Here is a 14953-nt window from a genome sequence, read left to right as displayed (position 1 = left end):
GCGTTCTGCTTTTACTGATGTCTGGCGGTCGGAGCTGAACTCCGGTCAGACACATTCGTTGGGCAGGGGGGACACCCTGTCCGGGGCTTTTTCTCGCCTTGCACGGGTATTTGCGCTTATGAAATCAATGAAAATTGCCGTCAGCCGCGAGCTGGCGTCCGCCTTGTCCACGCACCGGGAAGTGGTGACGCTGGATAACACAGATTTTACGGATGTGGCGGCAGTCGTCATTACCGTCGCTGACAGTCACAGCGGCATCCTCGCGTTGCTGAAACGCACCGGCTTTAAGCTGCCTGTATTAATGTTCTCGCCCCAGCCTGTTGAGATCCCGGCGGGAGTTGATGCGGTGATCGATGGCAAAGCGCAGGAGTGGTTAGAGCTGGAAGCGGCGGCCTGTCGCTATGAAGAGAACCTGCTGCCGCCGTTTTTCGACACCCTGAGTCAGTATGTGGCGATGGACAACAGCACTTTTGCTTGTCCGGGGCACCAGCACGGCGCGTTCTTTAAGAAACACCCCGCCGGACGACAGTTCTTCGATTTCTTTGGCGAAAATGTCTTTCGTGCCGATATGTGCAACGCCGACGTGAAGCTGGGCGATCTGCTGATCCATGAAGGTTCCGCTAAACACGCGCAAAAGTTCGCGGCGAAGGTGTTTAATGCTGACAAGACCTATTTCGTCCTTAACGGCACCTCGGCCGCCAACAAGGTAGTGACCAACGCGCTGCTGACCCGTGGCGATCTGGTACTGTTTGACCGTAATAACCATAAATCCAACCACCATGGCGCGCTGATCCAGGCCGGGGCTACGCCGGTCTATCTTGAAGCGGCGCGTAACCCGTTTGGCTTTATCGGCGGCATCGATGACCGCTGCTTTGACGAGACCTATCTGCGGGAGCTGATCCGTGAAGTCGCCCCGGAAAAAGCCGGTGAATCGCGTCCGTTCCGTCTGGCAGTGATCCAGCTCGGCACCTATGACGGCACCATTTATAACGCCCGCCAGGTGATCGACAAGATCGGTCAGCTGTGCGACTACATCCTGTTTGACTCCGCGTGGGTGGGTTACGAGCAGTTTATCCCGATGATGGCCGACAGCTCGCCGCTGTTGCTGGAACTCAACGAGAACGATCCGGGGATCTTTGTCACCCAGTCGGTGCATAAACAGCAGGCAGGGTTCTCCCAGACTTCGCAGATCCACAAGAAGGATAACCATATCCGCGGCCAGGCGCGTTTCTGTCCGCACAAGCGTCTCAACAACGCCTTTATGCTGCACGCCTCTACCAGCCCGTTCTACCCGCTGTTTGCGGCTCTCGACGTTAACGCCAAGATCCATGAAGGAGAGAGCGGGCGTCGGCTGTGGGCCGAATGCGTGGAGCTGGGGATCGAAGCGCGTAAGGCGATTATCGCCAACTGCAAAATGATTCAGCCGTTTATCCCGCCAGAAGTGGCTGGTCGCCCATGGCAGGATCATCCTACCCATGCGATTGCCAGCGAGCTGCGCTTCTTCAGCTTTGAGCCGGGGGCGAAATGGCACGGCTTTGAAGGCTATGCCCGGGAGCAATACTTTGTCGATCCGTGCAAGCTGCTGCTGACCACGCCGGGCATTGATGCCGAAAGCGGGAAGTACACCGATTTTGGTATCCCGGCGACCATTCTGGCGCACTACCTGCGCGAGAAAGGCATTGTCCCGGAGAAGTGCGATCTCAACTCCATTCTCTTCTTGCTCACACCGGCAGAGAGCGCGGAGAAGATGGCGCAACTGGTGGCAATGTTGGGCCAGTTTGAACAGCACATCGAAGACGACACCCCGCTGGCCGATGTCCTGCCGACCATCTGGAAGAAGTATCCGGTGCGCTATCGCGACTACACCATTCGTCAGCTCTGCCAGGAGATGCACGATCTGTACGTTAGCTTTGACGTGAAGGATCTGCAGAAAGCGATGTTCCGCAAAGAGAGCCTGCCCACCGTGGCGATGAATCCTCAGGATGCTAACCAGGCCTTTATTCGCGGTAACGTCGAGCTGGTGCGCATCAGTGAAGCCGAAGGGCGCATTGCGGCAGAAGGCGCGCTGCCATACCCGCCAGGCGTGCTGTGCGTTGTGCCGGGCGAACTGTGGGGCGGGGCGGTACAGCGTTACTTCCTGGCGCTGGAAGAGGGCGTCAATTTGCTGCCCGGTTTTTCACCGGAGTTGCAGGGCGTTTACAGCGAGAAGGATGCGGACGGGATTAAGCGGTTGTACGGCTATGTACTGAAGTAAAAAAATCCCCCCTCCGCCAGGAGGGGGGACTTACAGATTAATGCGCGACAGGAGTCTGCGCACCTGTTGGCGTACGAACATGTTTGTACTTGAACAGCACCATGAACGCGAAGGCCAGAACCAGTGAGTAGCCAGCAAAGATCAGCCACACCGGCTGCCAGTCAGTAATACCGTTGGTGGTATACATCTCCACAATCTTACCGCTCACCACACCGCCGAGAATACAGCCGAAGCCGTTGGTCATCATCAGGAACATACCCTGGGCGCTGGCACGGATTTCCGGACGAACCTCTTTTTCCACAAACACCGAACCGGAGATGTTGAAGAAGTCGAAGGCACAGCCGTAGACGATCATCGACAGCACCAGCAGCACGGTACCGAAGGCTGACGGGTCGCCGTAGGCAAACAGACCGAAGCGCAGCATCCACGCGAAGATACTGATCATCATCACGTTTTTAATGCCGTAGCGGCTCAGGAAGAACGGGATGGTCAGGATGAACAACGTTTCGGAGATCTGTGAAATCGACATCATCACCGACGCGTGCTCAACGATAAAGCTCCCTGAGAACAGCGGGTCGTTATCGAAGCTGTGCAGGAAGGTGTTGCCGAACATGTTGGTGATCTGCAGTTCCGCACCCAGCAGCATGGAGAAGATAAAGAAGATCGCCATGCGCTTGTTTTTAAACAGCGCGAACGCATCCAGACCGAGCATGGCGCTCCAGCTCTGGTTTTTCTGCTGGTTAGAGACTGGGATATGCGGCAGGGTCAGGGTAAACAGCGCCAGTACCAGAGACAGAGCAGCACCGATATAGAGCTGCATGTGGCTCAGTTCGAAGCCGGCGAAGCTGACAGCCCACATCGCCATAATAAAGCCGATGGTGCCCCAGATACGGATCGGTGGGAAGTCCGTCACGATATCCATACCGGCTTCTTTCAGACGATAGTAGGAGATGGTGTTAATCAGGCCCAGCGTTGGCATATAGGCCAGCGAGTTGAACAGGATCACCAGGAACATCGCACCCGGCGTCGTGACCTCGGCCGCCATAAACAGCGTACCCGCCCCCACCAGATGGCAAAGCGCATACACCCACTTGGCGCTTATCCATTTATCCGCCACGATCCCAAGCAGCGTCGGCATCAGAACGGCGGCAATGCCCAAAGAACTGTAGACCGCGCCGATTGAGGCGCCATCGAACTTGAGCGTGACAAACATGTAGGAACCGAGCGTGGTTAGCCAGCTCCCCCACAGACAGAACTGCAGAAACGACAAGATTTTAAGCTGCAGCTTAAGGTTCATGTTACTTTCCTCACAAGAGAGCGGGCTGTATGTTGGTGTAGAAACATTTGGGTTTTGTATTTGATGCAATTCTATCAGCGAGTGGCGTGATGTTTTGTTACCTCCCGCAAAAAAATGCAATCAACATTAATTTGCAGTTTGGATTGTGATGCAAATAACACTTTCCTATGGATGAGGTCTGGACAGCTGGAGAGCATCTTTACCCTCTCCGGGGAGGAGAGGGTAAAAGAGAGAAGGCTACTTTCTACGGTAGTTCTTTTGCGCCGTATTGACCTTGTACAGATAGCGGCGTGACTCGGCGGCGGGGTGACGGGTGGTCAGGGTCTGGTAAACATCCCCTGGCGACATGCTGTTGATAATACTTGCCGCCTTCACTTTATCGTTGGAGAAGACCCGCAGCACGCTGCCCGCGCCACCGTTATAGGCGGTGATCACCGCATAGCGGCGCGAGGTCGGGTTATCGATACCGCTCAGGTAGACGTTGTTCAGCATCGCCAGATAGGCGGTGCCGGTATCAATGTTACTGGCAGGATCGAACAGATAGCTGCGACCCGGCATGCCGGATTTCCCCTGCGCACGGAAGACATCTTTCCCGGCGCTGTGCTGGACAACCTGCATCAGGCCCAGGGCGTCGGAGCGACTCACCGCATACGGGTTAAACGAGGATTCGGTCTGCATAATCGCCAGGATCAGCGACTCATCGACACCGTATTTACGCGATGCCTGGCGTACCATCCCGAAGTATTTGTGCGCACGTTTATCGAGGTGGTTTGGCACCAGGTTAATGGTCACGCTGTATATAACACGCAGGCCATTGCTGCGGCTTTTCAGGCGCGTCTGCAACAAGTATGTGGCAAAGCTGTTGGCGCGACCTTCCCAGCGAATCGACTGCCCGGTCTGATCCACCACCTGACCATACAGGAACGGCTCTTTCGAGATGGTGGTGTCGTCGGCGTCAGAGTACAGGTCGATTGAGCCCGGATCGTCGCCCATCAGCAGGGTTTTCACGATCGCCTCGCGTAAACGCGCCGCAGGATCGGTTCCGGCGATGGTCTCGACGGTGATGGTACCCTCGTCAAAGTTGATGTGGCTGCGGGTCTGGTAGGCGTCGGTGTACTTAACGTAGTCCTTCGGTCCGGCGATCAGAACCTCGTTAAATCCCCATATGTTTTCGATGTTGTGGGCAAACTGCCCCATCAGAATGTCAAAACCGTTGGTGTCCTTCAACCAGGCTTCGTTATAGCTATCGCCTTTATTACTGGAGGAACACGAAACAAGTAACGGTGCAACAAGAGCAAGCGCTAAAAATTTTTTCATCATTCCGGGAGTGCGTGTTGTGTTGGTTCTGGGGCTGTTTTCGCCGGGTGGCGCTACGCTTACCCGGCCTACAAACCGTAGACCAGGCAAGGCGGCACGATATTATTTTTCTGGTGGTGTATAGCCTTCAATGTGAACGTCTTTGCCTTCAAACAGGAAATTCACCATCTCCTGCTCCAGCTGCTTGCGGTGTTCAACGTTCATCATGTTGAGCTTGCGCTCGTTAATCAGCATGGTTTGCTTTTGCTGCCACTGCGCCCATGCCTCTTTGGAGATCTCGTTGTAGATGCGCTTACCCAGATCGCCCGGATAGAGCTGGAAGTCCTGACCTTCTGCGTCGCGTTGCAGGAAGGTACAAAAAATTGTTCTGGCCATACTGATTCCTCTTTGTCGCCCGGAGCTAAACCATTGCCCCGACACGTAATTGCTGTAACAGGCGCTCTACGGGAGCTGCCAGCCCCACTGACGGCGGTTGCGCTAAGTTATACCAGAGAGCGGTGCCTTCATCCATGCACGCGGTGAATGAGGACACGGGAAGCCACATTGGAACAATATCCAGATGGAAGTGGCTGAAGGTATGGCGAAACGCAGTGAGCTGCACAAGAGTATCGGCAGGGATGCCGCGTTGCGCCAGCCAGTCGCGAAGACTCTCTTCATCCTCAAACTGCGGGAAGCAGAATAAGCCGCCCCATAAACCGCTTGGCGGACGCTGGGCAAGATAGACCGTCTCTTCGTGCTGCATCAGCAGAAAATAGCCGGTGCGCTCAGGCAGCGTCTGCTTCGGTTTTTTACCGGGATACTGTGCCCAGCTGTGGTTGGCATAAGCCACACACAGATTATTCAGCGGACAGAGTTCGCATTTGGGCTTCGAGCGGGTGCAGACCATCGCCCCTAAATCCATCATCGCCTGGTTAAAGCGTTCAACGCCGTTAGCAGGGGTGACCGCTTCGCTAATTTCCCACAGGCGCTTCTCCACCTCTTTCTTGCCCGGCCAGCCGCCAACGGCATAGCAGCGGGCCAGCACGCGCTTCACGTTGCCGTCGAGAATAGGGAAGTGTTTACCCAGCGAGAGGGAGAGGATCGCGCCGGCGGTGGAACGCCCGACACCTGGCAGGGCGGCGACTTCATCAAAGGTTTCCGGGAATTTTCCACCGTGCAGCGATACCACCTGCTGGGCGGCTTTATGCAGATTGCGGGCGCGGGCATAGTAGCCGAGCCCGGTCCACAGATGCAGCACCTCATCAAGGGGGGCGTTCGCCAGATCGGTCACGGTGGGAAAACGCGCCATAAAGCGCTCAAAGTAGGGGATAACGGTAGTGACCTGCGTTTGTTGCAACATCACCTCAGAGAGCCATACTTTATAAGGCGTTTTTTCAGTTTGCCAGGGCAGGGTTTTACGCCCGTATTTGTCGTACCAGTCCAGCACCTGGGCTGAAAAATGAGAGGCTTGCATGGTCTTCGCTTCGCGATATCAGGGACGCAGATTGCAGCACAGAGGCATGCGGCTGTAAACCGGATCTTTCCCATGCTTGCATCCCATCATTAACTTTGGATAATGCCCGTTTCCCGAACATTCTCACAAGCAGACTACTCTTTTATGAAAAACGACGTCATATCACCGGAATTTGATGAAAACGGTCGCCCGCTGCGCCGTATTCGCAGCTTTGTCCGCCGTCAGGGTCGCCTGACAAAGGGGCAGCAACACGCGCTGGATAACTACTGGCCGGTGATGGGCGTGGAGTTCACCGAACAGCCGCTCGATTTCGTTGAGCTGTTTGGCCGCGACGCGCCGATTACGCTGGAGATCGGTTTCGGCATGGGCGCTTCACTGGTGACCATGGCAAAAGCGCGTCCGGAGCAGAATTTCCTCGGCATTGAGGTTCACTCCCCGGGCGTGGGCGCGTGCCTGGCAACGGCCCATGAAGAGGGCGTTGAGAACCTGCGGGTGATGTGTCATGACGCGGTGGAAGTGCTGCACAAGATGATCCCTGACAATTCTCTGAACATGGTTCAGCTCTTTTTCCCTGACCCATGGCACAAAGCACGTCATAATAAACGCCGTATCGTTCAGGCTCCCTTTGCTGAGCTGGTAAAAAGCAAACTGAAGCTGGGTGGCGTTTTCCACATGGCGACCGACTGGGAACAGTATGCGGAACATATGCTGGAGGTGATGTCAGCACTCGACGGGTATAAAAACCAGTCGGTGAGCAACGATTATGTGCCGCGTCCTGACTCACGTCCGGTAACGAAATTTGAACAGCGTGGCCATCGTCTTGGTCACGGCGTATGGGACTTAATGTTCGAGAGGGTGAAATAATGGCAAAGAACCGTAGCCGTCGTCTGCGTAAGAAAATGCACATCGAAGAATTCCAGGAAATTGGTTTTTCGGTTGCATGGCGTTTCCCGGAAGGCACCAGTGTAGAAAAAATTGATGAAGACGTGGATGCGTTCATCAATGAAGTTATCGAGCCGAACAAGCTGGCGTTTGACGGCAGCGGCTACCTGGCGTGGGAAGGTCTGATCTGCAAACAAGAGATCGGCCAGTGCACCGAAGAGCATCAGGCTATCGTGCGTAAGTGGCTGGAAGACCACAAATTCGAAGACGTACGCATCAGCGAACTTTTCGATATTTGGTGGGACTAATAGAGCATCAGGGGCCAGCAATTGCTGGCCCGTTTTGTCTGAGGGAGAATATATGATGCGCAAAACGCTGCTCGCTGCGGCTTTAATGACCACGGCTCTGACCGCTCACGCAGATTACAAATGCGAAGTCACACCGCGTGACGACGTGATCCTGAGCCCGCAAACCGTGCAGGTAAAAGGTGAGAACGGCAATCTGGTGATCACCCCGGATGGCAACGTCATGTTTAACGGCAAGCAGTATCAACTGAGCGCAGCCCAACGTGAACAGGCAAAAGATTACCAGGCCGATCTGCGCAGCGCGCTGCCGTGGATCGACGAAGGCGCTCTGACCCGCGTGGAAAAAGGCCGTGTCGCGCTGGATAAGATCATCGCCAAAGAGGTGGGGGAGAGCAGCAATATGCGCTCGCGCCTGACCAAACTGGACGCCCAGCTAAAAGAGCAGATGAACCGGATTATTGAGCATCGTACCGATGGCCTGACGTTCCACTATCAGGCGATCGATCAGGTGCGTGCCGATGGCCAGCAGCTGGTGAATCAGGCGATGGGTGGCATTCTGCAGGACAGCATCAACGAGATGGGTGCCAAAGCGGTGCTCAAAGGCGGCGGCAACCCGCTGCAGGGCGTGCTGGGTAGCCTGGGTGGTCTGCAAACCTCGATTCAGAACGAGTGGAAGAACCAGGAAGCGGATTTCAAAGCGTTCGGCAAAGACGTGTGTAAACGCGTGGTGTCGCTGGAAGAGAGCCGCAAGGGGCTGGTGGGATCGCTGAAGTAGGTTTGTGCGGTCTGGGCCCCTCACCCTAACCCTCTCCCCAAAGGGGCGAGGGAATGATTTGCTCCCTCTCCCTTTCAGGGAGAGGGCCGGGGTGAGGGTAAAAGCGTTTGCAGATTTTCTAAAATACTGTTCAGCACCCCTTCCTCATTATTCCACACTTCGTTGTTCCAGAATCGAATCACCATCCAGCCTTTTTGATTCAACCAGGCTGTTCTTTGCCGGTCATATTCTTCTCTTTCAACATGTTGCCCCCCATCCAGCTCAATGACCAGGCGCGCCTCGCAACAGACGAAATCCAGAATGTAATTCCCTACAGGATGCTGGCGACGAAATTTATAGTGAGCGAACCGGCGACTGCGTAACAGATACCAGAGTCGTCTCTCTTCTGTCGTCAGCTCGCGTCGAAGCTGCTTTGCATAAGAACGAATAATTTCCATCCCCGCACTCTGCCAGCTTTTCCTTCAGCCAGCAGAACGGGATGCAAAATCCTGAATCAGGCTTCAGGACTCTTCGGCGAGGAACAGCTCAAGAAGGGAGTTTAAGAACAGTTTGCCATGCTCGGTGATCTGCCAGTACTCCGCGCATTCGGTCAGGTATCCCTGCGCCAGCGCCTCGTCAATCTGCGGGCGAATCACCGACTCCGGTAATCCGGTATACAGCGCAAACTCCGCGCGCGGCGCGGCTTCCAGCAGACGGAAGCGGTTCATAAAGAACTCAAATGGCTTATCTTCGGCTTCGACGTCGTGCTGGCGCTCCAGATAGCGTCCTTCCATATAGCCACGCGGGTGACGCGTTTTGGCGGTACGCAGAATACGACCATCCGGGAAGGTCACTTTGCCATGGGCGCCGCAGCCAATGCCCAGATAGTCACCAAAACGCCAGTAGTTCAGGTTGTGCTGGCACTGGTAGCCCGGCTTCGCATAGGCCGAGGTTTCGTATTGCTGATACCCGGCGGCGGTCAAAAGCCTATGGCCCTGCTCGAAAATATCCCACAGCGCGTCGTCATCAGGCAGCACTGGCGGGCGTGAACCAAACAGCGTGTTCGGCTCAATGGTCAGCTGATACCAGGAGAGGTGTGGCGGGTTCAGCTCAATGGCCTGACGTAGATCGTCCAGCGCTTCCTCCAGGGACTGATCCGGCAGGCCGTGCATCAGGTCGAGGTTAAAGCTACGCAGGCCCAGGCCGGTTGCCAGGTGTGCGGCGCGCTTAGCTTCACCCGGGCCATGAATACGCCCCAGACGCTTTAACTTCGGCTCGCTGAAGCTCTGTACCCCAATGGAGATCCGATTTACACCGGCACGCTGATACTCGACAAAACGATCGGCCTCAACCGTACCCGGATTGGCCTCCATGGTAATTTCTGCATCCGCTGCCAGATTGAGGCGCGCACGCACGCCATCCAGCAGCATCTGCATCGCCGGGCCTGAGAGCAGGCTCGGCGTACCGCCACCAATGAAGATAGTCTTAACTTCACGTCCCTGCGCGTAAGCTACGTCGGCGTCCAGATCGGCAAGCAGATGCTGAACGTAATCGTCATGAGGCACTTCGCCTTTCAGCGCATGCGAGTTGAAATCGCAGTACGGGCATTTCTGCACGCACCACGGGATGTGAATATAAAGACTCAGAGGTGGCAAATTAGCCATTACGTAACGCTTCCAGTAACAGTTTCAGTGCGCGCCCACGATGGGAAATCGCGCTTTTTTCGTCGCGGGTCAGCTCCGCAGCGGTCTTGCCCTCAGACGGGACAAAGAAAATCGGGTCGTAGCCAAAGCCGCCGTTGCCTGCCGCTTCGCGGGCAATCACACCCGGCCAGCTGCCGTGACAGACAATCGGTGTAGGATCGTCGGCATGGCGCATATAGACCAGCACGCAGTGGAACTGCGCCTTGCGCCGATCATCCGGTACGTCCTTAAGCGCTTCCAGCAGTTTTTCGAGGTTCTGCTGGTCGCTGGCATCGACGCCGGAATAGCGAGCAGAGTAGATCCCCGGCGCGCCGCCCAGCACGTCCACCGCCAGACCTGAGTCATCGGCGATAGCCGGCAGACCGGTGACCTGCGCCGCGTGGCGTGCTTTCAGAATGGCGTTTTCAATAAAGGTCAGGCCGGTCTCTTCGGCAGAGTCCACGCCCAGCTCGGTCTGCGCAACCACATCCAGACCGAAATCATTTAACAGCGAGGCCAGCTCGCGCACCTTACCGGCATTACCGGTAGCGAGAACAACTTTTTGCATGTGTTAATCCTGTTGTATCAGAGCCGCGACTTCCGTCGGGATTTGTTGCGGGTTCAGAATTTTGACCTGCTTATGGCGCCCCAGTTCACCTTTCTCGAGAAGCACCTGGCTTTTCGGGACGCGAAACTGTTTTGCCAGATACTTCACCAGATGGGCGTTCGCCTGGCCATCCACAGGAGGGGCGGTGATGGCGACTTTTACTTCGTCGCCATGCAGCCCGACAATGGAGTCACGGCTGGCTTTCGGCTGAATATACAGCCGTAAAACCAGCCCGTCGGCGCAGGTGCTGACAGCACTCATAACGCCATCCACAGCCCCGGCAGCAGAATGTTGCCCGTGGACTGCAGCAGTTCAGCGATACCCATGTTGAGCACATACAGCAGCAGCACGAGGATCATTGGGGAGAAGTCGATCCCGCCCATGGCAGGCAGCAGGTTACGGATCGGACGCAGCAGCGGTTCGGTAAGCTGAATCAAAGAATATTCTACCGGACTGCGGCCCCGGCTGACCCAGCTCATGATCGCCATCACCATCAGGACCCAGAACACCAGCAGGCCGATCGTTTTCAACAGGATCAACACCGCCGCGATCCAGATGATCGGCTGGAAGGTGATGACCATAAACAGCACGATCGCTTTCACCACGCACAGGATCAGCGCAACCAGCAGAGAGGCACTGTCAATGGGGCCCATCGGCGGGATCACCCGGCGCAGCGGCCCGATAATCGGCTGGGTCACTTTGACGACAAACTGTGAGAAGGGGTTGTAAAAATCACAACGAGCCCACTGCATCCAGACGCGAAGCAAAAGCACCATCGTATACAGTTCAATGACGGTTGAGAGCAGGAAGGTCAACGTCTTCATGGCGTTCCTCAGGTTTCCTTATTATTGGGTGTAATCGCGCGCACCGAAAATTGCTGTGCCGATGCGCACCATGGTGCTGCCAGCCGCAATCGCGGCAGCCATATCGTCCGTCATGCCCAGTGAAAGCGTGTCGACCGTTGGGAAGCGTGTTTTAAGCGCCTCAAATGCTACAGCCATTTGCCGGGCGACGGCAAACTGCCTGTCGTAATCTGACTCCGGGGCCGGGATCGCCATCAGTCCACGAAGCGTCAGGCCAGGCAGCGCCGCTACCTGATCCGCCAGCTGATCCAGTTCTTCCAGAGCAATACCTGACTTGCTGTTTTCGTCGCTGATATTGATTTGAATCAGTACGTTAAGCGGTGGCATCTCTGCCGGACGCTGCTCGCTCAGACGGCTGGCGATACGCAGCCGATCGACGGTATGACACCAGTCGAAATGCTCCGCCACCAGTCGGCTTTTGTTCGACTGTAAGGGGCCGATAAAGTGCCACTGCAGATCCGCGGTACCTTTTTCCCGGAAGTGGCGGATTTTTTCCACCCCTTCCTGCACATAGTTTTCACCGAACATGCGCTGGCCTGCATCAATCGCTTCTGCGATGGCGCTCGCAGGTTTGGTTTTACTGACTGCAAGCAACGTAACTTCTTCTGAAGCACGGCCGCAACCTGTTGCCGCGGCTGAGATTTTGTTCCTGACCTGTGCCAGGTTATGCGCAATGTCGTTCATTTTCCGAGGATCATTAAATGGATATGGAAGAAATTGTGGCCCTTAGTGTAAAGCATAACGTGTCGGATCTACACCTGTGCAGTAACGCACCACCGCGATGGCGACGACGAGGGAAGATGGAGTTCGCCCCTTTTCCGGGGCCGGACGTCGTGATGCTGCTGAAAAGCTGGCTTAGCGACGAACAGCAGGGGGCATGGTGCGCTCAGGGGCAGGTGGATTTTGCCGTCGCCCTGGAGAGCCACCGGCTGCGGGCCAGCGCCTTCGCCCATACACAAGGGTGCTCGCTGGCGCTCCGGCTGCTACCGGAACAGTGCCCGCAGCTGCCTACCCTGGGCACGCCGCGGGCGATCCCCGAGCTGCTGACCAGCGATAACGGCCTGATTCTGGTGACCGGGGCCACCGGCAGCGGCAAGTCCACCACGCTGGCGGCGATGGTCGACTTTCTCAATCACCACAGCGACGGGCATATCCTGACGCTCGAAGATCCGGTGGAGTTCATCCATCAGAGCAAGCGCTGTCTGGTGCAGCAGCGGGAGATTGGCCTGCATTGCCCCTCCTTTGCCGATGCGCTGCGGGCGGCGTTGCGTGAGGATCCCGATGTGATCCTGCTGGGTGAACTGCGCGACAGCGAGACGATCCGCCTTGCGCTCACTGCCGCCGAGACCGGGCATCTGGTACTGGCGACTCTGCATACCCGCGGCGCGGCGCAGGCGATAGAGCGGCTGGTAGATGCCTTCCCGGCCGACGAGAAAGAGCCGGTACGTAAGCAGCTGGCGGGTAGCCTGCGGGCGGTGCTGGCGCAAAAGCTCGAAAGGGATAACCAGCAGGGGCGCGTCGCGCTGTTTGAGTTACTGGTTAATACCCCCGCGGCGGCAAACTTAATCCGTGAAGGTAAAACCTGGCAACTGCCGGGCGTGATCCAGACCGGGTTGCAGGCCGGCATGCAGAACTTCGAGCAGAGCCGTGCTGAGCGCAGGGCGCAGGGGCGGCTTTAATGCGCGGGCTTACGGCAGAGAATGATTTTCGCGGCCTTGTATACTTACGTATGGGCGGTAAAATCGAGCCTCTGATTGCACACATTGAAAGCGACTATGTCATCACAACCGAACCAAAGTCTTATCGACGGCATTCGCTGTCTGCAATATCTGGTTTCCAGCGGTCGCGCCATCGGTTGCCGTGAACTCGCGCGGCTGATGGGGATCAACACCACCCGTGTGAACCGTTTGCTGATGACCATGGCCTCTATTGGCCTGACCATGCAGGACGAGCATCGACGCTACCTGCCAGGCCCCGGTATCCATGCCCTGGCGGCCCAGTCAATCCGCGGCTCCGAGCTCTTCTCCCGCGCCTTGCCCCGGCTGGAGCGCGATGCGCCACGCGATATCGTGGTGGCGCTGGGCGTGCTGTGGGAGGACCAGGTGATCTATATCTGGCACTCGGTGCCCGGTAGCCAGACCACCCAGGCGCTGGCCGGTTTCCATATGCTGCCTGCCTGGCAATCGGTAATTGGCATGTCGCTGCTGGCGAGTGAGACGGACGAGGCGCTGATGCCGCGCTTTACGCCAGAACAGTGGCAGAATCTCGCCCCGCATGTAGCCCAGCAGCGCCAGCAAGGGCGTGTGATCTGGCACCATGATGATGGCGAAGTGTCGATGGCGCTACCGGTGGGCGCGCATCATGCCGCGCTGGCCTTTGCCGGGATGTGGAATATTGACGATGAGAGCGTGCGGACGCGTCTGGCTGAACTAACGGCGCTCAACGCCACGTTGCTGGAAGCATAAGAAGTATTTGCCCGGGGAGCCGGGCAAAGGGAAGGGGATCAGTAACCCTGCTCGAAGAAGCTTTCGAGGATAATCACCGCTGAGGCGGAATCGACACTGCCTTTGCTGAGCGCACGAAAACCGCCATGTTCAAACAGACCGGCGCGGGCTTCTACCGTGCTCAGTCGTTCATCATGCAGCTTAATCGCCACGCCAAAACGGCCATGAATTTTATTGGCAAAGTTGCGTGCCCGTGCCGTCAAGGGCTGTTCGGTGCCATCCATATTCAGCGGCAGCCCGACAATCACTACCTCCGGCTGCCACTCTTTCAGCAGCCGCTCAATCAGGTTCCAGTCCGGGGTGCCGTTTTGCGCTTTCAGCGCCGTCAGTGGACGAGCGGTGCCGGTGATGCGCTGGCCGATCGCCACGCCGATACTTTTAGTGCCGAAATCAAACGCGAGAAGCGTGCCGCTCATCAGGCATGCCCCGCTACGCCAGGCATGGTCTGGATATCAATGCCAATCAGTTTTGCCGCATCACGCCAGCGATCGGCGATAGGGGTTTTAAACAGAATGTTTAAATCTGCAGGAGCCGTCAGCCAGGCGTTATCGAGGATCTCCTGCTCAAGCTGGCCTTTTTCCCACGAGGAATAGCCGAGCGCCACCAGCACATCAGCAGGCTGCTTTTCTGTGCCCAGAGTCTCCAGCACGTCACGGGAGGTGGTGATCACGGTATTATCAGAGATACGGATACTGGAGGAGAACCCTGGCGGCGTATGCAGGATAAAGCCGCGATCTTCTGCCAGCGGGCCGCCGAGCATCACCGCTTTATCGAGACGAACTTCAGGGACACGTTCGTCCTGGGAAATTTTTAATTTTTCCAGAATGCCTTCAACAGTAAGATTTTCCAGCGGTTTATTGATGATGATACCCATCGCGCCATCTTCGCTGTACTCGCAGATGTAAACGACCGCACGACGGAAAATGGGATCCTGGAGAGCAGGCATGGCAATCAGAAAGTGATGCTGTAAATTCATTGTCAGAGGTTCTGTTTCCTGGTTTAAAAAGCGACAGCACCCAGTATGCGGAGAAAGCT

The 14953-nt window shown here is 56.5% G+C and carries 18 protein-coding genes; 6 read left to right on the top strand and 12 right to left on the bottom strand.

Annotated elements, in window-relative coordinates; genetic code table 11:
* Positions 1–118: 118 nt before the first annotated feature.
* Complete coding sequence (locus G7090_RS19480) at positions 119–2254, top strand: ornithine decarboxylase (RefSeq protein ID WP_166183957.1); 2136 nt, start codon at positions 119–121, stop codon at positions 2252–2254.
* A gap of 37 nt (positions 2255–2291) precedes the next feature.
* Here the strand turns inward: G7090_RS19480 and G7090_RS19475 are convergent, their stop codons facing one another.
* The 4 genes from G7090_RS19475 to mutY form a co-directional block, all read right to left on the bottom strand.
* Complete coding sequence (locus G7090_RS19475) at positions 2292–3551, bottom strand: nucleoside permease (RefSeq protein ID WP_166183955.1); 1260 nt, start codon at positions 3549–3551, stop codon at positions 2292–2294.
* 237 nt (positions 3552–3788) lie between these two features.
* Entirely contained in the window at positions 3789–4868 is a 1080-nt protein-coding gene (gene mltC, locus G7090_RS19470; protein ID WP_106994337.1) for a membrane-bound lytic murein transglycosylase MltC, read from the bottom strand.
* A 102-nt stretch (positions 4869–4970) separates the two neighbouring features.
* A complete protein-coding gene (locus G7090_RS19465; RefSeq protein ID WP_032613973.1) occupies positions 4971–5243 on the bottom strand; it encodes an oxidative damage protection protein in 273 nt (90 codons plus the stop codon).
* 25 nt (positions 5244–5268) lie between these two features.
* Entirely contained in the window at positions 5269–6321 is a 1053-nt protein-coding gene (mutY, locus tag G7090_RS19460; protein WP_166183953.1) for an A/G-specific adenine glycosylase, read from the bottom strand.
* A 144-nt stretch (positions 6322–6465) separates the two neighbouring features.
* On the opposite strand from mutY, the gene trmB reads away from it, so the two are divergent.
* The 3 genes from trmB to G7090_RS19445 are packed head-to-tail and all read left to right on the top strand — an operon-like array spanning position 6466 to position 8283.
* A complete protein-coding gene (trmB, locus tag G7090_RS19455; protein ID WP_106994339.1) occupies positions 6466–7185 on the top strand; it encodes a tRNA (guanosine(46)-N7)-methyltransferase TrmB in 720 nt (239 codons plus the stop codon).
* A complete protein-coding gene (locus G7090_RS19450) occupies positions 7185–7511 on the top strand; it encodes a YggL family protein (RefSeq protein WP_142487055.1) in 327 nt (108 codons plus the stop codon). The genes trmB and G7090_RS19450 overlap by 1 nt, the downstream gene beginning before the upstream one ends.
* Positions 7512–7563: 52 nt before the next feature.
* Complete coding sequence (locus tag G7090_RS19445) at positions 7564–8283, top strand: DUF2884 domain-containing protein (protein WP_106994541.1); 720 nt, start codon at positions 7564–7566, stop codon at positions 8281–8283.
* Positions 8284–8357: 74 nt separating this feature from the next.
* On the opposite strand, the gene G7090_RS19440 is transcribed toward G7090_RS19445, so the two are convergent.
* The 6 genes from G7090_RS19440 to G7090_RS19415 form a co-directional block, all read right to left on the bottom strand.
* Positions 8358–8720 (bottom strand): endonuclease domain-containing protein, encoded by a 363-nt coding sequence (locus G7090_RS19440; protein WP_166183950.1) that lies wholly within the window; start codon positions 8718–8720, stop codon positions 8358–8360.
* 63 nt (positions 8721–8783) lie between these two features.
* Positions 8784–9926 carry a radical SAM family heme chaperone HemW gene (hemW, locus tag G7090_RS19435; protein ID WP_166183948.1) on the bottom strand — a complete coding sequence of 381 codons (1143 nt, stop codon included), beginning with the start codon at positions 9924–9926 and terminating at the stop codon, positions 8784–8786.
* A complete protein-coding gene (locus G7090_RS19430; RefSeq protein ID WP_106994343.1) occupies positions 9919–10512 on the bottom strand; it encodes an XTP/dITP diphosphatase in 594 nt (197 codons plus the stop codon). The genes hemW and G7090_RS19430 overlap by 8 nt, the downstream gene beginning before the upstream one ends.
* A gap of 3 nt (positions 10513–10515) precedes the next feature.
* Positions 10516–10812 carry a DUF167 family protein YggU gene (gene yggU / locus G7090_RS19425; RefSeq protein ID WP_106994344.1) on the bottom strand — a complete coding sequence of 99 codons (297 nt, stop codon included), beginning with the start codon at positions 10810–10812 and terminating at the stop codon, positions 10516–10518.
* Positions 10809–11375 (bottom strand): YggT family protein, encoded by a 567-nt coding sequence (locus G7090_RS19420; RefSeq protein WP_106994345.1) that lies wholly within the window; start codon positions 11373–11375, stop codon positions 10809–10811. The genes yggU and G7090_RS19420 overlap by 4 nt, the downstream gene beginning before the upstream one ends.
* 21 nt (positions 11376–11396) lie before the next feature.
* Positions 11397–12098: a YggS family pyridoxal phosphate-dependent enzyme gene (locus tag G7090_RS19415; RefSeq protein ID WP_106994346.1), complete on the bottom strand. Its 702-nt coding sequence runs from the start codon at positions 12096–12098 to the stop codon at positions 11397–11399.
* Between the two features lie 17 nt (positions 12099–12115).
* On the opposite strand from G7090_RS19415, the gene G7090_RS19410 reads away from it, so the two are divergent.
* Positions 12116–13093: a type IV pilus twitching motility protein PilT gene (locus tag G7090_RS19410; RefSeq protein ID WP_166183945.1), complete on the top strand. Its 978-nt coding sequence runs from the start codon at positions 12116–12118 to the stop codon at positions 13091–13093.
* 96 nt (positions 13094–13189) lie between these two features.
* Complete coding sequence (locus tag G7090_RS19405; protein ID WP_166183942.1) at positions 13190–13879, top strand: IclR family transcriptional regulator; 690 nt, start codon at positions 13190–13192, stop codon at positions 13877–13879.
* Positions 13880–13917: 38 nt separating this feature from the next.
* Here the strand turns inward: G7090_RS19405 and ruvX are convergent, their stop codons facing one another.
* Positions 13918–14334: a Holliday junction resolvase RuvX gene (gene ruvX, locus G7090_RS19400; protein WP_106994349.1), complete on the bottom strand. Its 417-nt coding sequence runs from the start codon at positions 14332–14334 to the stop codon at positions 13918–13920.
* Entirely contained in the window at positions 14334–14894 is a 561-nt protein-coding gene (locus tag G7090_RS19395) for a YqgE/AlgH family protein (protein WP_207630086.1), read from the bottom strand. The genes ruvX and G7090_RS19395 overlap by 1 nt, the downstream gene beginning before the upstream one ends.
* Between the last annotated feature and the right edge of the window lie 59 nt (positions 14895–14953).

This window comes from Leclercia sp. 29361 (genome assembly GCF_011290365.1).
Classification (GTDB): domain Bacteria; phylum Pseudomonadota; class Gammaproteobacteria; order Enterobacterales; family Enterobacteriaceae; genus Enterobacter; species Enterobacter tamurae.
Note: the sequence above shows the minus strand (reverse complement) of the source record. Positions and strands in the feature narration are given on the sequence as shown.